General features: G+C 52.7%; 21 protein-coding genes. 18 read left to right on the forward strand and 3 right to left on the reverse strand.

Translation table 11 applies throughout. The features are described 5' to 3' along the window. The first annotated feature begins 2 nt into the window (after positions 1-2). Together ACY1JZ_RS07925 and ACY1JZ_RS07930 are read left to right on the forward strand one after the other, a co-directional pair. Positions 3-827, forward strand: coding sequence for a sensor histidine kinase (locus ACY1JZ_RS07925; RefSeq protein ID WP_462628774.1), 825 nt, complete (start codon positions 3-5; stop codon positions 825-827). Between the two features lie 259 nt (positions 828-1,086). Continuing rightward, positions 1,087-1,773, forward strand: coding sequence for a sulfite exporter TauE/SafE family protein (locus ACY1JZ_RS07930; protein WP_462628775.1), 687 nt, complete (start codon positions 1,087-1,089; stop codon positions 1,771-1,773). Positions 1,774-1,805: 32 nt separating this feature from the next. Here ACY1JZ_RS07930 and ACY1JZ_RS07935 read toward each other — a convergent pair whose 3' ends face one another. Next, positions 1,806-2,222 (reverse strand): FixH family protein, encoded by a 417-nt coding sequence (locus ACY1JZ_RS07935; RefSeq protein WP_270165464.1) that lies wholly within the window; start codon positions 2,220-2,222, stop codon positions 1,806-1,808. Between the two features lie 218 nt (positions 2,223-2,440). Here ACY1JZ_RS07935 and ACY1JZ_RS07940 point away from each other — a divergent pair, with 218 nt between their 5' ends. The 11 genes from ACY1JZ_RS07940 (at position 2,441) to ACY1JZ_RS07990 (ending at position 15,208) form a co-directional block, all read left to right on the forward strand. Further along, the gene (locus ACY1JZ_RS07940) at positions 2,441-2,863 is read left to right on the forward strand and encodes a BlaI/MecI/CopY family transcriptional regulator (RefSeq protein WP_462628776.1); all 423 of its coding nucleotides are present in this window, start codon (positions 2,441-2,443) and stop codon (positions 2,861-2,863) included. A 341-nt stretch (positions 2,864-3,204) separates the two neighbouring features. Beyond that, entirely contained in the window at positions 3,205-3,678 is a 474-nt protein-coding gene (locus tag ACY1JZ_RS07945; RefSeq protein WP_270165460.1) for a C40 family peptidase, read from the forward strand. Positions 3,679-4,468: 790 nt separating this feature from the next. Beyond that, positions 4,469-5,041, forward strand: coding sequence for a matrixin family metalloprotease (locus tag ACY1JZ_RS07950; RefSeq protein ID WP_462628777.1), 573 nt, complete (start codon positions 4,469-4,471; stop codon positions 5,039-5,041). Between the two features lie 22 nt (positions 5,042-5,063). Beyond that, a complete protein-coding gene (locus ACY1JZ_RS07955) occupies positions 5,064-5,633 on the forward strand; it encodes a hypothetical protein (protein WP_462628778.1) in 570 nt (189 codons plus the stop codon). Between the two features lie 323 nt (positions 5,634-5,956). Continuing rightward, entirely contained in the window at positions 5,957-7,783 is a 1,827-nt protein-coding gene (locus ACY1JZ_RS07960) for a cache domain-containing sensor histidine kinase (protein ID WP_462628779.1), read from the forward strand. Then, positions 7,773-9,377 carry a response regulator gene (locus ACY1JZ_RS07965; protein WP_462628780.1) on the forward strand — a complete coding sequence of 535 codons (1,605 nt, stop codon included), beginning with the start codon at positions 7,773-7,775 and terminating at the stop codon, positions 9,375-9,377. The genes ACY1JZ_RS07960 and ACY1JZ_RS07965 overlap by 11 nt, the downstream gene beginning before the upstream one ends. A gap of 359 nt (positions 9,378-9,736) precedes the next feature. Next, positions 9,737-11,020, forward strand: a complete 1,284-nt coding sequence (locus ACY1JZ_RS07970; RefSeq protein ID WP_462628781.1) for an ABC transporter substrate-binding protein — start codon at positions 9,737-9,739, stop codon at positions 11,018-11,020. Positions 11,021-11,162: 142 nt separating this feature from the next. Beyond that, positions 11,163-12,059 (forward strand): carbohydrate ABC transporter permease, encoded by an 897-nt coding sequence (locus tag ACY1JZ_RS07975; RefSeq protein WP_270165449.1) that lies wholly within the window; start codon positions 11,163-11,165, stop codon positions 12,057-12,059. Then, positions 12,059-12,883, forward strand: coding sequence for a carbohydrate ABC transporter permease (locus tag ACY1JZ_RS07980; protein ID WP_462628782.1), 825 nt, complete (start codon positions 12,059-12,061; stop codon positions 12,881-12,883). The genes ACY1JZ_RS07975 and ACY1JZ_RS07980 overlap by 1 nt, the downstream gene beginning before the upstream one ends. Beyond that, the gene (locus ACY1JZ_RS07985; protein ID WP_462628783.1) at positions 12,880-13,893 is read left to right on the forward strand and encodes a pectinesterase family protein; all 1,014 of its coding nucleotides are present in this window, start codon (positions 12,880-12,882) and stop codon (positions 13,891-13,893) included. The genes ACY1JZ_RS07980 and ACY1JZ_RS07985 overlap by 4 nt, the downstream gene beginning before the upstream one ends. A 187-nt stretch (positions 13,894-14,080) precedes the next feature. Beyond that, positions 14,081-15,208: a glycoside hydrolase family 88/105 protein gene (locus ACY1JZ_RS07990; protein ID WP_462629058.1), complete on the forward strand. Its 1,128-nt coding sequence runs from the start codon at positions 14,081-14,083 to the stop codon at positions 15,206-15,208. Between the two features lie 170 nt (positions 15,209-15,378). Here the strand turns inward: ACY1JZ_RS07990 and ACY1JZ_RS07995 are convergent, their stop codons facing one another. Beyond that, positions 15,379-16,188, reverse strand: a complete 810-nt coding sequence (locus ACY1JZ_RS07995) for a MerR family transcriptional regulator (RefSeq protein WP_462628784.1) — start codon at positions 16,186-16,188, stop codon at positions 15,379-15,381. Positions 16,189-16,493: 305 nt separating this feature from the next. Here ACY1JZ_RS07995 and ACY1JZ_RS08000 point away from each other — a divergent pair, with 305 nt between their 5' ends. The 5 genes from ACY1JZ_RS08000 to ACY1JZ_RS08020 all read left to right on the forward strand — a co-directional run bounded on the left by ACY1JZ_RS08000 (position 16,494) and on the right by ACY1JZ_RS08020 (position 21,345). Continuing rightward, entirely contained in the window at positions 16,494-17,822 is a 1,329-nt protein-coding gene (locus ACY1JZ_RS08000) for a cytochrome ubiquinol oxidase subunit I (RefSeq protein WP_270165444.1), read from the forward strand. A 14-nt stretch (positions 17,823-17,836) separates the two neighbouring features. Further along, on the forward strand, positions 17,837-18,853 hold the full coding sequence (locus tag ACY1JZ_RS08005; protein ID WP_462628785.1) for a cytochrome d ubiquinol oxidase subunit II: 1,017 nt from the start codon (positions 17,837-17,839) through the stop codon (positions 18,851-18,853). A 620-nt stretch (positions 18,854-19,473) separates the two neighbouring features. Continuing rightward, positions 19,474-19,968 (forward strand): RNA polymerase sigma factor, encoded by a 495-nt coding sequence (locus ACY1JZ_RS08010; RefSeq protein ID WP_270165442.1) that lies wholly within the window; start codon positions 19,474-19,476, stop codon positions 19,966-19,968. Beyond that, on the forward strand, positions 19,961-20,629 hold the full coding sequence (locus tag ACY1JZ_RS08015; RefSeq protein WP_270165441.1) for a zf-HC2 domain-containing protein: 669 nt from the start codon (positions 19,961-19,963) through the stop codon (positions 20,627-20,629). The genes ACY1JZ_RS08010 and ACY1JZ_RS08015 overlap by 8 nt, the downstream gene beginning before the upstream one ends. A 155-nt stretch (positions 20,630-20,784) precedes the next feature. Continuing rightward, positions 20,785-21,345, forward strand: a complete 561-nt coding sequence (locus tag ACY1JZ_RS08020; protein WP_462628786.1) for an SF0329 family protein — start codon at positions 20,785-20,787, stop codon at positions 21,343-21,345. A gap of 438 nt (positions 21,346-21,783) precedes the next feature. Here ACY1JZ_RS08020 and ACY1JZ_RS08025 read toward each other — a convergent pair whose 3' ends face one another. Next, positions 21,784-23,058, reverse strand: coding sequence for an MFS transporter (locus ACY1JZ_RS08025; protein WP_462628787.1), 1,275 nt, complete (start codon positions 23,056-23,058; stop codon positions 21,784-21,786). Positions 23,059-23,172: the final 114 nt, after the last annotated feature.

Raw genomic sequence — 23,172 nt, forward strand, 5'->3', positions numbered from 1 at the left:
CATTGACTTATAGACAAATCAAATGGCTGATCTTGACGATACCTACATTGACTATCGGAATCTGGGAGTATGTGCGGCATGAATTTTTGCTTCCCTACATCTCCATGGAGCTGGGCAACTGGCTGGCTCCGGTATTTGTGCTGCTCGTGTCACTATTGTTCCTGACCCAGTTGTTCTCCATGATCGAGCACAATCAGGAGGAGCTGAACAAGGCCAAAGCTGTGCAGGCGGCAATGGAGGAACGGGAGAAGATTGCCCAGGAGCTCCATGATGGCATCGCGCAATCGCTGTTCTTCCTCAATGCGCAGCTCACGCAGCTAGAGCATACCAAGCAGCCGGAGCAGGGAATGCTGCACAAGCTGAAGGAGAGCGTGCATCGAACCAATGATTATGTGCGACAGGCGATAGCTAATCTGCGACAGCCGGCGGATACCAAGACAGCGGCATGGCTGCAGGGCATACAGAGTCTTATCGCGGAGCTGGGCAGAGAGTCTGCGCTGCAAGTCGAGAGCCACTGGAGCATTCCCGACCTGGCTCTGAGCGCCAAGGAAAAAGTCGAATTGCTGGCTATTGTGCGTGAAGCGCTGATCAATATTCACAAGCATGCGGATGCAGGGAGGGCTAGGATTCAGGCAGAGCTGGAGGGGGGAGGATGGGTATGCCGGATTGTCGATGACGGCAAGGGCTGGGACCCTGAGAAAGCCGCTGGCGGCAGTCGATACGGGTTGAAAATGATGCAGGATCGCGCTCGCATGATGTCATGGGAATGGAGTATGGTGAGGGAGCAGAGAGAGACCATCGTCACGGTGCGCAAGAAAAAAACATAAGAGTTCAGGGGCTGTGCCTGGCCTGGTGGAAGCGCGCACAGCTTGATCATTCATAGAATAAGCAAACGGTACGGGCAGGGCGGTCAGTGTACGAGGTCGACATGAGGGCTTCACCGCGTCTTCTTTTTTGACTGGCAAGCTCATATCTATCCATATAGATGGACATCTTGCCCTGGCGACGGTTGCTCATGCTCTCTGCTCAAGCAGGTGGTGTCACAGCATATGCAGTCTCGCGAGGCCACAAAGGGGAGTGAGGGGGATGATCAGCAGTGCCTTGCTGTCGCTGGCTGTGCTGGCTGGCTTGAGCGGTGCTCCGCATTGCATCGCCATGTGCGGAGGGATCGTCTCGGCCTTTGCGCTGCAGTCGGGGGAACGTTCGATGCGGGCGGCACTGGCTTATAATGTCGGCCGCGTCGTGACGTATACGGCTATTGGCGGCTTGATGGGATTGGCCGGCTCCTTCCTCAATATGGCCGGCGGCCTGGTCGGCATTCAGGGGGCCGCCAGCATGCTTGGCGGCCTGCTTATTCTATTATGGGCCTGGCGGCGCTATACACTCCCGATCTATCCCGGCCATCGTCTGCTGGGACAGGAGCCGCTGCAACGAAGGCTAGCCTGGCTTGGCACACGCCATGAGTTGTTAGCTCCATTGGCATCTGGACTGCTACTCGGCTTGTTGCCTTGCGGCCTGACCTATGCGATGCAGATGAATGCGGCCTCTACCGGATCATGGGTGCAGGGGGCGCTGTTACTGCTTGCCTTCGGACTGTCTACCTTCCCGGCGATGCTGTTGACGGCACTGCTGGCAGGCAAGCTCGGTCGCCGCTGGCGACATGCGCTGCGCCGAGCGGGATTGACGCTGGCGATTCTGATGGGGATGCTCGCTCTGCTCAAGGGAATGAGCGTCAGCGGCTGGATTCCAGCCGTTCACCCCTGGCTATGGTGAGCCTGCTGCGAGGTGGAGTGGGGAACCGAAGCTTAGTGGGCGTCAAATGAAGCGGTCATGCTGCCGACATTCCCCTGCCAGCTAAGCTGTGTCTCCGCTTGCCAGCGACCCGGCATGACCGGAAGGACGGTAATCCGGTAATGGCCTGGAGCGGTTTCCACCGCATCGCCAGGAAGAATACCGCACAGCATATCCGGCATGGACACACGAATGTGTACCGTTGCGCCACTTATCGGCTCCCCTGAGGGCCGGGCGGCTCGCAGCAGGAAGACCACCTCCTCCATCGATTGGATCGACGCTGCATCGGTTTCCATCTCAAGCTCCATCCGCATCTCTTGATGGGTATAGACCGATTGATCGCTTCGACTGTCCACAATTCCGCCATAGCGCAGCGTGAAGCTGACCGCTAGCACCCCTATTAATAGCGCGATTCCCCAGCTTGCTTTCATGACATCCCCCCTAGGGTGTGTATGCAAGCCTTGGCAACTGGCTGCCATGCTGCGGTATGGCGGTCGGCTTGCTATGTTCATCCTATGCCCCAAGTACGTCCGCCATGCAGGTGCTCCGCTTCTACGTTGCAGGCTATGCCCGCATGGTCGGTCCTTTGTCTCCTGTCGGAAAAATGCTACAATAACCATATAACTAGCAATCCAAGGAGAAAGCATAAATGACGATTAAGAGGCTGAACCTTAATGAAGGAGGACTCAACCGTTTCTTCGGCTCGCTGGAGGCAAAAATCATGGAGCTGCTCTGGGAGAGAGGCAAGCTGACGATCAAGCAGACACATGAACAGTTGAGCAAGGAAACGGCCATTTCTTTGAACGCGGTTATGACGGTCATGATCCGCCTGGCCGATAAAGGCATTCTGCATAAGGAATCTACGGGGGGCGGCCGCAATCGGCTAACGCTCTTCTATCCGGTGCAGACGAAGGAGCAGTTCATTGTGGAGCAGACCCGAGCGGTAACCGAAGGACTGATCAAGGATTTTGGCCCGCTAGTTGTCAATCATTTCATTGAGCAGTTGGATGATATTGACCCGTCCCTTATCCGTAAGCTGGAGGAGCGGCTGCAGGAGAGGAAGCTTAAATGATGTATTCGCTGCCCGTCCTGCTTCTGCTGCAGAGCGGGCTCTTTGTCTTGATCTGATGTGGGACAAGCTGCTGGGTGTATAGTGGCATCATGCTGTAGTAATGTTGCTACTGAATTATTGAGGAGCAGATCGAGCATTGTTTTTAGGAATGGGTTTGTATTTTGTGTGAATCCTCAATAAAATGAATTTTTTTTAATGTTGCTGACAGAGGATAAAACTTGCCTGCGCCGAATTATACTACAAATAATAAGTTGAGAATCAATGACTCTATAGTTTGGATCGGTGCGGTCGATACACGGTGTGATACGGGCGCGCGCTAAACTGAAAGGGAGGATTCGATCTTGAGGAAACGTGTAGCGGCAGTATTATCCTGCTTGATGCTTCTGATCGGCGGAGGGAGTGTCTTCGCGAGTCCGTCGGGCACGGCGCTGCAGCAATCGATTGACGAGGTGCTGGGCACTCCATATCTATATGGAGGAACAACGACAGGCGGATTTGATTGTTCGGGCTTTATTCTTCATATTCTCAGTCAATATGATGTCGAGCTGCCGCGAACCTCGCAGTCTCAGGCGGAGGAAGGCACCGAGGTTCAGACGGAGGATCTGCGTATAGGCGATCTGGTCTTCTTCAATACGAGTGGCAAGGGCGTTTCTCATGCAGGAATTTATGTAGGGGACGGCCAATTCGCGCATTCCTCCTCAAGCAAGGGGGTTATTATCAGCAGCTTGACCGAGGGGTATTACGCCAAAAGATATGTCACGGCGCGTCGGGTGGCTACAGATGAAGCCTTTGCAGCGATGACGGCTTCGGAGTGACGAAGTGAGTACATAGTGGAGCTCTAGGTTGACAGCAGTAGGGGCAGTGTCTCCTTTCTTCCTGCAAGATTACCGAACGGCTTCGTGGTTCTTCCCGGCTGTTCATCCTCGCGGGGCATGAATGCAGTGATATCCTTTATTCGCTCTGAGTATATAAATACAGAACAAAAATGGCGGTGCAGCCGAACTGCACCGCCATTTTTTGTGTCTGTGGCGATCCCAAATCTGAAGGAAGCCGGAGCAACCCCTCGATTTGACCAGCAGCAATCATATACAAGGCATGGTAAGACGGACAAGCTTGCTGTACAAAGAAAAGTCCAATACTGCCCGAATCTGACAGATGGATGAGGGGGAAGTTATCGCCCTTACCCGGGTAGGTCTCACAGACGCGAGAGTAGGAAAAATTCCGAAGCATGGAGAAAAGCTTGCTGTGAGAAGTTAGCAGACGCCATAGTATGCTTGCCGAGCTAGCGGCAAGCGGATTTTCAAAGGGCTGGAGTAGAATGATTACGAGCTTTGCCTAATCGAAGCAAGTCCTTGTTTAACAACGCATGATGAGGCACCCGACCTCCAATGGGCTACTTGGAATTTCCTTCTAGCGACTTGAATCGACATAATAACAATACGTTAGACCTATATCCCATTCATGTTATTTAATGTAAACTATAAATTTAATTAATTGGTAATTTTGTAAAAAAATTAATTTTATATAAATGAAGGGAGTTTGGGTCGAATCTTTTTATTAATTTCTTTACATTTTTTGAATTATAAAAAATAAAGGAGCCTGATTATGAAACACAAAAAGAAATTAATGATAGTTGTATCCCTGTTGTTGCTGATGGTCGCTATTTTTACTTCTCAAGCATATGCCTATGTAAGAAATGGACCTGATGGGAAGTGGGGGGCCTCTAGCGCAGCCGACTTAAAATATTGGAAAGATAGTTCTGTAGATTCTTATGGATATGGAGGGCGTGTCGACTTTGGTGCTTCACAGTGGAACGGAGTCTCATCAAAAGTAAAACTGACAAATGTCACCTCGGGTTATGTCCATATTAAAGTGTTTGCTGGAGATATTAAAGATACTGCTCTAGCAGATGCGTTGAATTATAAAACTAATTTCTGGGGAAATTACATTGCTTGTTGGGATTGCACATATGAACTTTCCAGAATTCGAATAAATGATCCTGTTATAAGTACATATGTGCTTGATTATCAATACAAGGCCCTTACGCATGAATTTGGGCATTCACTGGGGCTGGACCATGGTGATATAACTCCTGCTGTTATGGTCCCCGGCTGGAATAACTATAAAGTGCCACAAACAGACGATAAGAAGGGTATAAAGGCGATATATGGGAACTAATCATGATTGGAGGGAACGTTCAATGGTAGTAATAAATAAAAATAAAAAAATTATAACCGGACTGTTAATAGCGGTTCTACTGTTAGGTAGCGTATATTATTATTTAGATCAAACGATTGTAAATAAAATTCATACAAAAGCCGAGTTGCCGATGTATAGTCAAGTTGAACAATTAGAAGAAGAAGCTGATGTCATTGCTATCGTTACTCCTACAGGAAACCAAAAAAATCATATGGAATATGATGATCAAGGGCTTCCGTTGTGGTATTGGACTGAGAGTGAACTTATCGTAAACAAGGTGTTTTCAGGGGATGTTAAAGAAAATGAAAGTATAGTAATCTATGAACCTTATGCAACTGGCTCGAATAAAGTTATTGGTAAACTTGAAATCGTACCTGAATATTATACCAAAATGAATAACTCGGAAAATTACATTGTTTTCTTAAAACAACATGAAGATGGACCGTACATGATAATAGGTAGAGACCAGGGGAAAGTTGCTCTGCAAGAGTCCAACAAACAAAGTTTAGGTTTGATCAGTGAATTTTTTGATCTTCATCAAAAGATTCTTGCTAAATATGCAGTGAAATAGACTCGGGAAAGAGCACTTGTAATTCAGCGATCTCCCAAAAACATTGTGGAGCGTTGAGCTAGATAACCTATATAAACGACTATGAATCCTATTTGGGATTTATAGTCGTTTTTCGGTGATAATAGCAGAGGTCCAAAGATCAGCTCGTAATTAACTTCCACGCTTGCGGATTTAAAACCGCCTAGGAGAGTTCCATCTTTGAGACGGTTATCCATGAGTAACAAGATACTGCGACACGGCTCTTGTCTAATCGGGTGTCCAACCTTATACTTGGAACACATGCTATACGACAAAATAAGACAGATTTCGAGAGGGGCGGCAGCGTGATCCAGGCCATTATGCAAAGTATACGCAAAAAGATGATATTGAGCTTTGTCGGCGTCATCATGCTGCCGCTGCTGTTATCGATCTACATTTCGTACCGCAACTTCGCTGCCGAATTGGAGCAGAGCTATATTGTTAATAATAAAGCCATTCTGCAGCAGCTTATTAGCAGGCTGGATGATTACTTTATACAGCTTGAGAACGTGGGGCTTGCCTTTTATTCGGATCTGTTGTTTTCACCGGAATATCAGCTTGCCGACACGGAGTTCATTCAGCATAATCTCAAGCTGCGCAAGCTGATGAGCCTGTATCTGGCTCGCAAGGAGACCCATTCCGTGCTGTTCTATACTCCGCTCAATCAAGAGCTGTATGTCATTAATAAAGCGTTGAACACCTCCTTTTCAGACGCGAAAGCTATGGAGGAGCGGGATTGGTACGCTCATGCAGTGGCGGAGCCGGACAAGCTGATTATTGAGCCGCAGCATAAGCTAAGCAACTATCCCGCTGAATACCGGATACAATCCGGTGTGCCCGTGTTCTCGCTGACTCGGCTAATCAAGGGCTATACCCCCGAGGTTGGCGTCCTGACGATGAATTACACGTTGACACAGCTCCAGCGGATCGGTGAGGAGGGGCTTCTAAGTCCCGATGAGGAGATCGGAGTGTGGACGGCTAAGGGGGAGCTGCTGTACAGCTCTGATCCGGCGATGTCGTCATTGCCAGCCGAATGGCTCTCTACGATGGCGGGCGAGGAGGAGGCGGGGAGCTTCCAATATACCGAAGCGGGCAGCGCGGAAACGAAGCGGCTTGTCTATGCCCGCTCGGCTCACAATGGCCAACTGGTGGCGAAGCTGATTCCGGTGCATGTTATTATCGCTCAGGCCGACAAGACGCGGACGATTAACCTGTTGATTGCATTAAGCATCGTATGCATTGTTATTGCGACGACTGCGTATATCTCGATCCGGCTGACCGGGCCGCTGCTCAAGCTGAAGCGTCATATGGTGCGTGCCGGGGAGGGCAACTTCCAATTGCCTGTTACCGTAACGCAGACGGATGAGATCGGGCAAATCTCCCATGCCTATAACCGGATGATCCAGCAGATTGATACGCTGATTACGGAGAAGTACAAGATGAGGCTGGCTACCCGTGAATCACAATGGAAGGCGCTGCAGGCTCAGATTAATCCGCATTTTATGTACAACACGTTGCAGACGATCGGCAGTGTGGCCCTGGATGAGGGGATTGACGAGCTGGTTCGCATGACGCATGCACTCTCTGATATGCTCCGCTATAGCTTGAAGCCGGGGGAGCGCGCCATGCTGCAGGACGAGCTTCGCAATGTCGAGGATTATCTATGGATTCAGACCTGTCGATTCGAGGACAGACTGGCCTCGCGCATCGATGTGCCCAAGGAGGCGCTGCAGTGGGTGGTGCCCAAGCTGTTCCTGCAGCCGCTCGTGGAGAATGCGATCATCCACGGCCTGGAGCCGTCGAAGCATCGCGGCGAGGTGGAGCTGCAATGCCGCTTGGAGGACGGGGGACTGCTCATCGTAATTATGGACAATGGGGTGGGCATAGCGCCCGAGAGGTTAAGCCGTCTACAGGCGGCATTGGATGCGCCTGATATGCTGGAGCAGAGCGGTCATGAGCGGATCGGGCTGCTCAATGTGTCCCAGCGGCTACAGTTAATGTACGGACAGGAAGCGCGCCTGCAACTGAGCAGCGCGCCGGGACAGGGCACGCAGGTCGAGCTGTGGCTGCCGCCACTGTCGGAGCAGTCAGAGCCTCACGAGCAAGAGAGGGGGAAGACCGATGAGATATAGAGCGATCGTGGCAGATGATGAGCGGCGGGCTCGCAGCGCGATTGTGAAGCAAGCGGAATGGGAGCGTCACGGCATTGAGCTCATCGCAGAGGCTCAAAATGGCGATGAGCTGCTGGAGGCGGTCGAGCGCGAGCGGCCTGATCTGGTGCTGAGCGATATGCGAATGCCGGGCTTGCATGGCGCAGAGCTGATCCGCACGCTGCGGGAGAGATACCCGCATATACAACTCATCATCATTAGCGGCTATGATGATTTTGCTTATATGAAGCAGGCGATTACCTCGCGGATTGTCGATTACCTGCTTAAGCCGATTCGGCCGGAAGCGCTGCATGATGCGTTGGCAGAGGCGGTGCGGGAGCTGAATGCCAGGCGGCAGGAGCAGGAGCGCTCGCTCCATGTGCAACAGCGGCTTAATGAGAGCCTGCCGCTGCTTAGCGAGGATCTGTTCCATCAGTGGATGGTCGGCTCCACGACCAGTGAGGAGGGGCTGCTGCGCAGCCTCGGTCTGCCGGATCGCCCACAGGAGGCGGAATATACCGCGGTTGCCTGTGTAATGGACAACTTTGCAGAGGTGGCTGATAACCGCTTCCACGCCAATCCTCATCTGCTGCTATATGCGCTAGTCAATATGGTGAACGAGCTGCTGGCCGGCCTGGGACGGTGCTTCCGCAGCCGCCAGCAAGACAGTGAGCTGATCCTCATTATGTATCGCGGGCTAGGACATCAGGAGCTTGGCGAGCTGCTCGACAGGCTTGGGGGTGAGCTGAAGGAGCTGCTCGGCATTACCGTGCTGATCGGCGTAGGTGAAAGTCGAACACGTCCGCATCAGACCCGTGATTCGCTTAAGGAAGCGCGGGCGGCGCTGTCCTGGCTGCATGCCGGACAGTTGGAGAATCGAACGGCGTTCTATGCGTTGCTCCAGCCGACAGCGCGAGCGACGCATCACCAGGCTGGGAGCATTGAGCGAAGGCTGTCATCTGCCATCGATTCGGGCAGCCTCGCCTTCATCCGCCAGACGGTGGAGGAGGTATACGATGAGGCCGGGGGAGCGGCTGGCATGAGTCTGGCGAGCATCCGTAAGCTGAATGCCGATCTGCTCTACCAGTTGGAGCGGCTCGTTGACCAGATGGAGGATCAACGGGCGTATCTTGCCGAGCTGGCGGCGCTTAGGCTCGCGGTGGGCAGCGAATTGAATGTCCCGTTTGTGCGGCGCTGTGTGCTCAAGTTTCTGGAATCGGTCTCGCGGCTGGAGATCAAGCAGCGCAAGGAGCGCAAGGTCATCTACGATATTCGCGACTATCTGGAGCAGGAATATGCGCGCAAGCATTCGCTCAAGGAGCTGTCCGACCGCTTCTACTTGAGCAAGGAATACATCTCCAAGATGTTCAAGGAGGAGTTCGGGGCCAACCTGTTCGTCTATCTGGCGGAGCTGAAGATCGAGAGAGCGAAGCGGCTGCTCACTGGCAGCGAGGTCAAGCTGCGGCAGATTGTCGATGAGCTGGGATTTAACGACGAAAGCCACTTCAGCAAAACCTTCAAAAAGCATACTGGCTATTCTCCACGATCATACCGCGATCAATTCAGACTCTTCTAGGGGCTTCCAACTCCAGGTGAACTGTGACCCATAAGTGGGTCACTCTTTTCATAGTGTCCTTCTCATGGGCCACAGTTCACGGCTCCGCTTTGCGGGGTCTTTTTTGCCTAGCCCGTCAAGGACGGCGATAGCTGTGTACGCTTGTATGCCGGGACGCCCTGCACGCTCTCTGCTGGAGAGAATAGTTGGACCACGGTCACTCTTAACAGATGAATCTGTTCAATACAATACAAATGGAGAACAAGCAAATACATGTTTATTCAAAATGGAAACGCGTACAATACGAGTATGAGGTTCGCTCAGTGGCCTCCCCGCTTCAATCGCGGCGGGTTTCGGACAATATGGAGAGGGGTTATGTCATGAGAAAGAGATTAAAGCCTGCACTGCTTGCATCGGTTGCTTGCCTATTATTGCTGTCGGCCTGCGGCACCGCGGAGAAAAATAACGGCTCTGGGACGACGGAGACGCCCCCCGCAGAGCCAGTCAAGCTGAAGTTCTTGACCCAAGTCGTCGATTATCCCAAGTACCAGGATGAAATTAATGAAGCGCTGCATAAGACGTATCCGAACATTACGGTCGAGTTCGACCATGTATTTGACAACTACGACTCGGTGCTCAAGACGAAGATTGCCACGAAGGATGCGCCCGACCTCTTCAATTACGCCGGCTATCTGGCGATGAAGCCGTTCGTGGATGCCGATCAACTGCTGGATCTGACGGAGGACAAGATTGAGGAGGGCATCCTGCCGAACTTCCGCGAGGGTGGCAAGTACAATGGCAAGACCTATGCAGTGTCCACTCAGGTGCTGGGCTATGGCCTGATCTACAACAAGCAGGCGTTCAAGGAAGCTGGCATCGATGCGCCGCCCAAGACGCTAAGCGAGCTGAAGACTGCGGTGGACAAGCTGAATAACGTCGGTATTACACCGTTTGCCTCCGGCTTCAAGGATGTGTGGCTCAGCTATCATATGTTCTGGGCGATGCAGGGCGCAACGCTGGATGACTTTCAGCAATTCTACGACGATATGAATGCCGGGAAGGCGAAGACCAAGACGGATCGGCTGGATAAGGCGTTCGAGCTGTTCGATCTATACAATGCGAATGATGGGCAGAACCCGCTGTCCAGCGACTTCGCCAACATGAGCCATCTCGTCGGCACGAAGCAGGCTGCGATGGCGATCCAGGGCGTCTGGTCGTATGAGGAGATGGTGAAGCTCGACCCCAACGTGGAGCTTGGCCTTGCGCCGATCCCGGTATCCGAAGATCCGCAGGAAGCGACGATGCTCGCGGACGGCGATGGCTTCATCTACATCTCCAAGGACAGCAAGCATCCGCAGGAGGCGAAGCAGTTCCTGGAGTGGATGGTGTCGAAGGAAGGTGCTGAGGCAACAGTTGGCAGCATCCTGAAGCAGCAATCCACCTCGGCGAGCAATCCGAAGTCCGAGCTGAACGCGCTGAGCGCCGATGTGGCCAAGTATATCGAGGAGGGCGGCAAGACGCGCGGATTTGTGATCAATTTCTGGCCGAGCGGTCTGGCCGACATTATCGGCAAGGAAATGCAAGACTATATTGCGAAGAAGAAGACGCGCGACCAGCTCTTCGACAACATCGACGCTTCGTGGAAGAAGCTATATAAGCCATAATCTGCAGGACGCGCATAAGCGTTCCCATATAAGATCATAAGAGTTCCCATATAGAGAAGAAGGCAACAGCCGTCCCGGCGGCCAGGTGCAGAGCTTATGCACGCACCTGGCCGCAAGTGGACTGGAGGAGGAGAGAGATCATATGAACAGCATCCTGCAGCGTCGCGGCAAGAACACTGCCTCCCTGCTTATGTTTACGGCCCCATTTCTGATCGTGTTCGCTGTGTTTTTCCTGTATCCGCTCGCGCGCGGCGTTGTGCTGTCGTTCACGGATTGGAATGGCATTGAACGTAGCGCTCCATTCAACGGGCTGGACAATTATATCGAATTATTTACCGACGATTCAAGGTTTTTGCACTCGCTCTGGATTACATTTGTATTCACTGCGCTCACAGTCATCGCATCGAACTTTGTGTCGCTCGTGCTGGCCGTGCTGATTGAGAGTGGCGCTCGCTTCAAAAATACGCTACGGACGTTATTTTTTCTTCCTTATGTATTCAGTCTCGTCGTCGTTGGGTTTACCTGGAAAATTATGTACATCGAGATTATCCCCGACATTGCGAAGCTGAGCCCCTTGCTCGAATTTCTGAATTTGGACTATATCGGGAACCCGCAGCTTGCGCTGTATGCGGTGATCGTGATGAATATCTGGTTTGGCATCGGCTACTATCTGATCATCTACCTTGCAGGCATCCAGACGATCGACTCCAGTGTCATGGAAGCAGCGTCAATCGATGGCGCGACAGGGTGGGCGCGGTTTCGCATGATGACGGTGCCGCTCCTGATGCCGTCCATCTCGATCTGTGTGTTTACGAGCATCACGAGCTCGCTCAAAATATTCGATGCGATCTTCGTGCTGACGGGCGGAGGCCCGGGCTATGCAACAGAGTCGATAGCGCTGAACATCTATTATGAGGCGTTCGGCTCGGCGAACCGTTTTGGCTACGGCATGGCGAAGTCGGTCGTGCTCGGCATCATCGTGCTGATCATTTCCTACTTCCAGTTGAAATTTTTCAAATCCAGGGAGGTGGAGGCTTAATGCGCAGTCCATTCAAAACATCGCCTCTGCTGGGCATCGTGCTGCTGCTCATGGTTATCGTCTATCTGTTCCCGGTGTATCTGATCGCGCTCAATTCCTTCAAGTCCTTCCGGGAAATCTTTGATTCGTTCCTGGCGCTTCCGCAAACGCTCTATCTGGACAATTATGTTCGGGCGTGGTCGTCGACCAACTTTGCCAAGGCGTTTATGAATAATGCGATCATTTCTGTCGCCTCTGTCATCGGAGTGATTATCGTGGCTGCGCTGGCGGGCTACAAGCTGTCGCGTGATCGCGGGCGGTTGGGCTGGTTCATTTACTTGCTATGCACGTTCCCGTTCCTGATTCCGTTCTACACGTATATGATTCCGCTGGTTCAGTTGTCCAAGACGCTGCATATTACGAACAATCCGCTGGGGCTGTCGCTGATCTACATGTCCACAGGCAGCTTCGCCGTCTTTCTGTTCCATGCCTTCGTCAAAAGCATCCCGCGTGAGATCGATGAATCGGCCTACATGGATGGCTGCTCGGAGATGGGCTTCTTCTTCAAGATCATCTTTCCGCTGCTGAAGCCGGCGGTAAGCAGTGTCGCTATATTGTATGCGCTCTGGACATGGAATGATTTCCTGCTGCCGTTTCTCGTGCTGACGGACAAGGAGGCTGCGACGCTCACGATCAACATCTATAAGCTGTTCGGCAAGTTCGGCAGCGATTGGGATATTATTACGGCGAGCCTGATTCTCTCCTCGCTGCCGATCGTCATCCTGTATATCTCGCTGCAAAAATATATTATTAGCGGGGTAGCAGCGGGGGCAGTCAAAGGATGAGCAGGAAGAAGAGGATGGTTGTCGCTTGGGATGGGAGTGGGGAATTCACCCGAATTCAAGAGGCCATCGACCAGGTGCCTGCAGACAATCGCGAGCAGGTCGTCATCTACATCAAGCCGGGGGTGTACCGCGAGAAGCTGGTTATTGAGAAGTCATATGTAACCCTGATGGGGGAGAGTAAGGATGCGGAGGATACGGTCATTACCTATGATGACTCTGCATGGAAGACATTCCCGGACGGAGAGCGTTATGAGACCTTCCATTCGTATACGCTGTTTGTCGGAGCGGTCGGCTTCACAGCAGAGCGGCTGACGATCGAGAATAGCGCCGGGCCGGGCGAGCAGGTAGGGCAAGCGGTGGCGGCCTATGTGGATGCAGACCGCGCTGTATTCCGCGATTGCCGCTTGCTCGGCTATCAGGACACGCTCTGTACCGGGCCGCTGCCCGATCGGCCGATCGATCCGAATCAGCCGTACTTCGGCGGCCCGCGAGGGCGCGCTCCTCGTATACAGGGAAGACAGCTATACGAGCGCTGCTACATCGAGGGAGACATCGACTTCATCTTCGGCTCGGCAGCGGCGCTCTTCTACCATTGCTCGATTCATTCACGCTCGTTGCGGCAGCCCGCTGCCACCCATGGCTGGGTGACGGCGGCATCGACACCCGAGCATGCGAAGTACGGGTATGTATTCCGTCGTTGCCGACTGAGTGGAGATGCGCCGCCAGGCAGTGTCTATCTGGGACGCCCATGGCGCAATCACGCGCATACGGTGTTCATCGATTGCTGGCTTGGTGCGCATATTCGCCCGGAGGGCTGGGATAATTGGGACAAGCCGGAGAGCGAGCACACGGTGCGGTATGCGGAGCACGGCAGCTACGGGCCGGGAGCGATGGGGGCGCAGCGTGTCAGGTGGTCGCGGCAGCTCGCGGAGTCGGAGCTGCGACAGTATGAGCCGGAGAGGATGCTCGGCGGCTCGGATGGCTGGAGGCCGCTGGAAGGCAGCGAATAGGCGAGGTGTTGCTCCAGCGGAGTCCAATGTGCAGCACAAGCCGGGAGAACAAGCATGTGGGTGGGCGCAGACGCTCCGCAGTCAGTGTGTGAGAGCTGTTACTCGTGTCGATATGGAAGACATGGCAGGAATTCGAGAGATGGAGAGAGAAGAAGTGAAGGATCATTCATCAAAGGAGGCGGAGCACCTGAGCAAGCTATGGTCGCTGGCGATGTCCGAATCATTTATGAAGCAATATCCTCTCGTATCGGACATGCCCTTTCAGAAGAGCAGATGCTGGAATTATGAGAACGGTTGCATTTTAACCGCATTTGAACAGGTATGGCGAACGACGGGAGACGAGAGATACCTCACCTATATCCGCGACAACATGGATTTGTTCATCCGTGAGGACGGCTCCATCGATACGTATTCGCTTAACGAGTACAATGTAGACATGATCAATCAGGGCAAGGCGCTCTTCGTGCTGCTGGAGCAGACCGGAGAGCAGCGCTACCACAAGGCAGCAGAGCTGCTGGCCGCACAGTTGAAGGGACATCCTCGCACCACAGAGGGCGGGCTGTGGCATAAGAAGATTTATCCGTTCCAGATGTGGCTGGACGGGGTGTATATGACCTCGCCATTTCTGGCGCAATATGCGGCGGTGTTTGATGAGGCGCAGTGGTATGATGATTTGGCAAGCGAAATTCTGCTGATGGAGCGCGTCTCGCGTGATCCCAAGACAGGATTGCTCTATCATGGATGGGACGAGAGTCGTGAGGAGCGGTGGTCGAATCCGCAGACAGGCTGCTCGCCGCATTTCTGGGGACGGGCTGTCGGCTGGTATATGATGGCGATCGTCGATGTATTGGATCATCTGCCGCTGTCCCATCCGCAGCGTGGTCAGATTGTCGGTATCTTCTACCGTCTAGCCAAGGCAGTGGTGCGCGTGCAGGATGAGGGGAGCGGACTGTGGTATCAGGTGCTGGATCAAGCGGAGCGCCAAGGCAACTATCTGGAGGCGTCCGGGTCGGCGATGTTCACCTATGCACTGGCAAAGGGAGCCAACGAGGGCTATCTGGACGGCTGGGCGTTGGAATCGGCGGCACGCGGCTACCACGGGCTCTTGAAGCATTATGTGGAGCAGGATGCAGATGGCTCCCTGCATCTGAACGGCATATGCAGCGTTGCGGGGCTGGGCAACACGCCATACCGCGACGGCTCGTTCGACTATTACATCAGCGAGCCGACGCGCCGTGATGATCCCAAGGGCTTCGCTCCGTTCGTGCTGGCCTGTCTGGAGATCGAGCGGTCAGGCGTGCTGGATGCCGGATGATACCCAGAACAAATGAATAACCGCTATGAACAGCACCCGGGCGTATCGTCCGGGTGCTGTCTTTGCTCGACATACAAGAAAGTGATTATCCAACGTATACTGATCTTCCATTCCTACGCGAAACGAGGCTTGACTCTTAACGGCGGCAGCCGTCTACGCCGGGGGCTGCTTCACGCCCGCTCAAGCAGGCACGCGACTGGCAGGAGCAGCTCATAGTGCAACTGGTCGGGGGTGAACAGGGAGAGATATGACTTCTCCACTACAACTAGCGGGCCACAAGCGACCAGTGCATGCTCGGCGGCATAGTCCTGGAGGAGCTGAATGGGCAGCTCCAGCTCCTCCTCGTCGGAGGCGAGGGTCTGGATAGATAGATAGGAGCCCGTCGGTAGCTCCAGATCAGCGGGCTGTTCACTCTCGATATAGAGCCCGACTCTTCCCCGATCATCCCGGATATAGTGAATATCGGCCTCGAACAGCTCCGGCACCTGCCGCGGCTGGGCGACCAGCAGTGCGGCATGGAGCGTATCATGCTGGCCGAGCTCCAGCCAGCGGAGCAGATGGACGCCTGCACGTTGCTTGAGCATACAGCGTCCCTTGCTTGCGGCGAAGCTGCGGTGCTCCTCCAGAATATGAAGCGTGTGCCGCTGCAGCTCCTGAAGCCGAGCGATCTCGCTTGCAGTGTCATGAAGCGATTGCTCCAGCAGCTCCTCGTATTGCACGCTGCCGAAGGATGTGAAGCACTCCTTGATCGTCGGCACAGACACCCCGAGCTTGCGCAGCAGAAGAATATGGGCGAGCCGATAAATTTCCTCCAGCCCGTATTTACGGTATTGGTTATCATCGATGAATGCTGGGGGGAGCACCCCTTTGTCCTCAAAATAGCGGATCTGATGCACAGACACCTTCATCAGGCGCGCCAACTCACTAATCGTAATCTCCTTCTTCATCCTTCCTGCCGCCCTTCCACATTCCTTATCCATTAGAATACACCTTAGGGCAGAGCTAGTGTCAAGCCGAAGGGTGCTATAAGGCACAGCCTGGCGATTCAGACAGGTGAACAAAGCCCTGGGGACGACTCTGATCACGAGGCTTCGCGCATAGGCAGATCGTGGACTGGTTATGATAACCATGTTCATGAATTCCAGAAGCTTAGGATGGAGCTGGGGAGTGTGCTAGCCGATCCATGAGCCATCAGGGATCATACGCTGTCAGCAAGAGTCTTGTGCTGTGCCCGATAGGGCGAAGCGGGCTGGCGCATCATAAGGTTTGGGGGAGGCATTGTAATATGAGTACAGTGGATTGGAGCCGCGGTCTGACGGAGATGACGCTGGCTTTTCATATTTTGTTCGCCACGATTGGGGTAGGGGTGCCGGTGCTGATCTCCATCGCTGAATGGCTCGGCATCTACAGGAAGGACCCGCATTATTCGCTTATGGCGCGCAGATGGGCACGGGGATTCGTTATCACGGTTGCCGTCGGTGTCGTTACTGGCACGTGCATCGGCTTGCAGCTCAACCTGCTGTGGCCGGAATTTATGAGTCTGGCCGGCAATGTCGTCGGACTGCCGCTGTTCATGGAGACGTTCGCGTTCTTCTTTGAGGCGATCTTCCTCGGCATCTATCTCTATACATGGAATCGGTTCAAAAACCCTTATACCCATTGGCTGCTCACGCTGCCGATCGTGCTGGGGGCCTCCGCCTCCGCACTGTTTATTACGACTGTGAACTCGTTTATGAATACGCCCCAGGGCTTTACATTCGAGAATGGCAGCCTGGTTGATGTCGACCCGCTCGCTGCGATGTTCAATCCGGCTGCCCCATCCAAGGTGGCGCATGTCCTGTCCTCGGCTTATCTCACCTCTGCCTTCGTGCTGGCGATGATCGCTGCCTTCTCGATGCTCAAGGGGCGCAAGGATGAGTATTACCGCAAGTCGATTCGATTGAATATGACGGTTGGCCTCGTACTGGCGGTGCTGACGATTCTCATCGGCGACATGTCTGCGCAATTTCTCGCGGCACATCAGCCAGAGAAGCTGGCGGCAGCGGAGTGGCACTTCGAGACGGGCGGGCGAGCGCCGCTCATCGTTGGCGGTGTGCTTGACCCGGACACGCAGCAGGTGAGAGGGGCGCTGGAGCTTCCGTGGGGACTAAGTCTGCTGGCGACTCATAACCCGGATGGCGTGGTCATCGGCCTGAATGACTACCCGCAGGAGGATTGGCCGCCGCTCTATGTCCATTATCTGTTCGACGCGATGGTCACGATCGGCTTCTACCTGCTTGCTGTGCCTGTACTCTTCCTGCTGCTGCTGCGTTCCAGGCGAGAGGGGGCGTATAATCGCTGGATGCTGGCGGCCATCGTCGCAGGCGGCCCCTTGTCACTGTTCGCGATTGAGCTGGGCTGGTTCTATGCCGAGGTGGGACGTCAGCCCTGGATATTGCGCGGCTATATGCGCGTATCGGAGGCGGCGACGACAAATCCGCATGTCGGCGCAGCGTTCTGGATGTTTGCGGCCTTGTATGCCTTACTGGGCATAGTCTGCCTGGTCGTGCTGGCGAGGCTGTTCCGCAATAAGCCAGCCGAGCTGGAGCTGGAGGCGCGGCGGATTATATTATAGGGAGGAATGGGAGGATGTCGATTGAACAACTGGGCATCGGGGTACTGTGGAGCTTCTTATACGGCTATCTGATCGTCGCCTCTATCGATTTTGGAGCAGGCTTCTACGCCTACTATGGTCGCTTGATCGGTCAGGAATCGATCATCGCCCCTGTCATCTCGCGTTATCTGTCTCCGGTCTGGGAGGTGACGAATGTCTTCCTCGTCTTCTTCTTCGTCGGCCTGGTCGGCTTCTTCCCGGAGACGGCCCATTATTATGGAACAGCGCTTCTAATTCCTGGCAGCATTGCGCTGGTGCTGCTGTCCATCCGCGGCTCCTTCTACGCCTTCGCCAATTACGGCGCGAAGAAGAACAGCTTCTATTTATTCGCCTACGGCATGACGGGGCTGCTGATCCCTGCTTCCCTGGCGACCGTCTTCACCATCTCTGAGGGTGGATTTATTGCCGTACATGGTGCAAGAATTGAGCTGCTCATGGCGGAGCTGTTCTACAGCACGTACTCCTGGGCGGTCGTACTGCTGGCGATGTCGAGCGTGCTGTTCATCAGCTCGGCCTTCCTGGCGTATTATGCTGCTCGCGCCCGCGATGAGCGGGCACTGGAGCTGATGCGGCAGTTCGCGCTATGGGGCGGAGTGCCGACGATCATCTCCAGTCTGTTCGTGTTCATCGCCCTGCGCAATCACAATCTGGAGCATTTCGAGCGGACGCTGGACATTTGGTGGATGTTCGGATTGTCGCTGATCAGCTTCCTCGGGGCGGCCTGGCTCATCTGGCGGCGTCAGCAGTATGGACTGGCGTTTGTACTGGTCATGCTGCAATTCGCATTTGCCTTCTACGGCTACGGTATCTCCCATCTTCCGTACCTGCTGTACCCGCATCTGACCATCTACGGCAGCGTAACGAATCCGGCGTCTGGGCGTGCGCTGGTTGCTGTCTTCGTCGCAGGCTTCGCGCTACTGGTGCCCTCGCTCGTGCTGCTAATGCGTCTGTTTCTGTTCAATGTCCGTTATGTAAAGGGGGAGCTGTCATGAATCTGTTCGATCGGCAGGATCGCTGGCTGATGCGTCTATGCTTCGGGCTGGCGGTACTGCTGCTGCTGTCGATTGTTCGCCAGTTGGTGTAGGAGGAATAGGGGGAGGGCTTGAAAGCCCGATTGAATTTCGTTTGGCAGTTGATCACATGACGGTTATTGATCTATCCTAGAGAAGGCACCTCTTCAGTGTGGCAGTGGAGCTCGACACTCTCACTTTACCAAACGAAGAGGTGTTTTTCTATGTTCGTCAAGATGGCTCCCCAATAGATTTCAAGCCTGTGCTACACATGCTGTTGAACTGATTCTCACTCTGTGAAAGTTGATGTGTAAACCTGATTTATGTATTCTGGCTCAACCTAATAATCAGTGCTTGACAGAAAGGGATTCTGGAGAAACGTCAGTGTTCGCCTTTAAAGACCGATTCCCACCATAGTCTTCATATAAATAAAAGGAATCGGGCTTTAACAGCGATCGGAAGAACCCTCTGTCCCGTAGCGTCTCATCTCGGCCCAAGTCAAGCACTGATTTCTGGTTTGAGCCTGTAGTATAACGAAAAATATTTAAATGACCTGTAACGAAATGACGGATGTGCGCACTTATAAAGCAGGAGGTGAAGAAATGGAAAGCATTGAGCATCTCTATGCAATGTATGCTCAAACCGTTTACAAATACTTATTCAGCATCACGCAAAATGCTGACCTGTCCGAAGAGCTTACGCAGGAAACGTTCTACCAAGCCACAAAAACCATTCATCATTTTCGCGGCGATTGTAAAATTTCCGTCTGGTTATGCCAAATCGCCAAGCGGGCCTGGTATAAAGAGTTAAGTAAAAGTAAAAAAATGCAAACCCGCTCCATGGATGAGTCGGAATCCCTTGTACATCCTGGACATAATTTGGAAAACAGCGTTTTGCAAAATGAAGACAAGCTGGCGATGTTTCGAATGCTGCATCGGCTGGATGAGAAAACAAAAGAAGTGATGTATTTACGCCTTTCAGGCGAACTAAGCTTTTCCGAAATCGGGGATATTCTGGGTCAAAGCGAAACGTGGGCCCGGGTGACATTTTACCGCGGCAAACAAAAAATGGTGAAGGAGCGAGAGCAGAATGGATAAATTAAACTGTAAAATTGTACAAGATCTTCTGCCGAGCTATATTGAAGGTCTGACAAGCGAAGTTACGAACAAGTCTCTGGAGGAACACCTTGCTTCATGCAGCGAATGCGAGAAAATACGGTCGGCGATGACAAAAGAAGTGAAAGAGCTGGATACGGCTCCGCAAAAACAGATCAATTTTCTAAAAAAAATCAAAAGGCGGCAATGGATGACGGCCGCGATTAGCGTATTTGCCGCCCTAATGATCTTTTTCGCCGTGTTTTACTTCATTGTTCAGAGACAATTTCCCGTCTCAAGCAGTGAAGTGAAGATTAGCGATGTGTACCAAATGAAGGATGGCTCCATCCATTACCGAATCTCTGCTAATGTGGAAAGTTATATAAGCAACGCCACCCAGATCGGCAGCGGAAGCACACAAATTCTTCGACTCTATGAGCACAGGCGCTTCTCATCGAGTTCAACCAAAAGCGTCGTTTCACTTCCCGAGAACTGGATTCCCACAATCCATCCGAGCACGAACAAAGAAATAACAGCCATTTATTACGAAGGAAAAAATCAAAACGACCGGATTACCATTTGGGAAAAAGACATGAATATTCCTAAAGCCACTGCTGAACAAGAAGCCGAATATGAGAGAAATGTCCGAAACAACGTCAAATAAAGCTGGATGCTTCCGCGAGAGAAAGTGGCTCCCAAAGCAGCTTCCGGCATGCGAGTTATAACATACTCGGGGGAAGCGCCAAGCGTCTCCTGTATTCGCACCTGTTCAATAATTGGTGTATGATGGTATGTATCATAGGTAATATGGGAGGATACATGTCCTGGAGCAAAGTGAAGCAACAACTGGAGAGTTTTCTCAGTCCTGCATTACAGGGGAGGGTAGAGTACCGGGCAACCAGCTATCGTTATCTGCCGGACAAAGCAGGGCAATGCTATATTACAGTAGATAAGAAGAATATTCTCCATATGGGCGATCCAGCAAGCCCCATCAGATGGTACCAGACAGAGCTGGAGATTAAGAATGATGCCACGATCCAGATTCCGATCAGCGAGGAAGAAATAGAGGCGATCAGAATAGAGACCAAAGGGCAAGTTCCAGAGGATCGTCTGCAGGTTATCGCGAGAGGCAGGAAAACTTCTGTCTATGCCAAGGAGATTATGCTGGCACAGACTGCCCTAAGCAAATCTGATTTTATGACGGTCGCGACGAGGTTTTTGTCCACTTCCATAGAGGATTGCTTGGAGAGCAAGGAGATCGTCCTGAATATCCTAGCCCTGGTGGACAGACGAGTGGGCAAGAAACGATTGTTGAACATGGCCGACAAGATGAAGGCCAAGCATCCCAGCGTGCAATACTTTTATGAGCTGCGGCTGTAGTCTACACTGGTCGATCGATGGATAGCGATAATCATCCTGATGCTTTCGCCGACATTGTTCTTTATCCTTAATCGATGGGATATTGCAATCCTTGTCATTCTACTGCAGATTGGATTATTTCTGGCAGTGCTCAAGATTAGGCCGCCGAAGGAGATTATTACCCTCTGACTTCTAAAATAAATTCTATACGAAGCAATTCTCCAGCAGCTATGAGATTTCTAGACTAGAAATTATTCTAAGATAATAGCATTTCAAATGAACAGATGCAGAATCACCCCATCACCGAATGTACCCTTCGGTGATGGGGTGATTTTGTTATGGGCAATACACTTTGTACAGGCTTCGTCTGCCAGAATTGATGCGTCTCATCGTTTCCGAAAAAAAGTGAATACAGGAAAAAATGATAATTTCTTGATGAATCTGCTTCCTGTATAGTCATTACATGGCTTTGGAATCGGCGCCAACCGTGCTGTCGCTCGAAGTCCCACTGACGGCGAGCGTCAGCCGGAACATCAGCGAGATGACGACCGTCGAGATAATAAACATCAGGCCAGAGATGACAAACATAACCGCCAGCGGCACGTAGGAGCTGAGCCAGCCGGAGAGCATCGTCATCAGTACCATCGACCCCATAAACACAGGGCCGAACGCGCCATTGACTCTGCCCACATAGGATTCATGCGTCGTCTTCATGACGATCGAATTAATCCCGACTTGAATGAAGGGCAGGACAAACCCACGGATGAACTGCATCAGCAAGGATAGGTACAGATAGGTGGATATGCCGATGCCGATGACAGAGAAGGCGCTCACGATATTGCCGATGGCGAGGATCTTCTGAGAGGATACCCGCTTGGAGATGCCGACGACGAGCAAGCCCCCGGCTACGGTGGCGACAACGTTCGTGCTGGCGAACCATTGGTAGTATTCCTTGTCTAATGAAAGCTGCTTCACGACGATGAAGATGCTCAGCGGCTGGATGATGCCTACAGCGAGCCCGCCGAGTCCGAAGGCAATGCCCAGCAGGCGCAGCACCGGATGCTGCAGCACATAGCGAAAGCCGCCGCGCAGCTCGATCCAGAAGGGCTCTTGCGCTGTGGCAGCGCTGCGTGGTTTGTCTGTTGGCAGCATAACGAGCGTGACAGCGGACAGGATGAAGGCCACTGCCACCAGACCTAATGAGACCTGGATGCCGTATGCGCTGTATACGTAGGTTCCGATGACCGGGCCGATGATCATGAAGGTGCTGATCAGCGTCTGATACATCGCCATGCCGGTCTGTATATGCTCCTCGGGTACATGCTGCTTGAATAGCTTCATTCCAGAGGGCTGCGAGAATTGGGATAGGATGGCGGACAGCAGCGTTGTGAAGAAGACAGCCTGCCATGAACCGGCTGTCAGAGCAGCTAGAATCGCTAGCAGCGATAGAGCGCTGAGGATGTCGCACCAGATCATCGTCCGCTTCGGCCGCCAGCGGTCCGCGAACGTTCCGCCGATGACGGAGAAGATGAAGATCGGAGCATATTCGGCAACGTACAGCAGCGATACAGCCATCGTATCGTTGTTCGTCATCTCCATGACGAATAGGAGCACGGCGAAGTTGCGCACCCAGACGCCGGTCTGCAGGAACAGACTGGACAGCAGTATGACGCGGATAAATTTGTTGCCAAAAAAGTCGGATGCCGACATCAGTTGCTTGAGCTTGTGCATCATGTTCGATCGCTCCTATGAAATTCAAGGTGATGATACCGTTTTCTAAAAAATACCATGTTCTGCTGCTCCCTACAATAAAAAATTAAAAAGTGGATACATTATGTGATTTTTGTT

The organism is Paenibacillus sp. J5 (assembly GCF_054955055.1).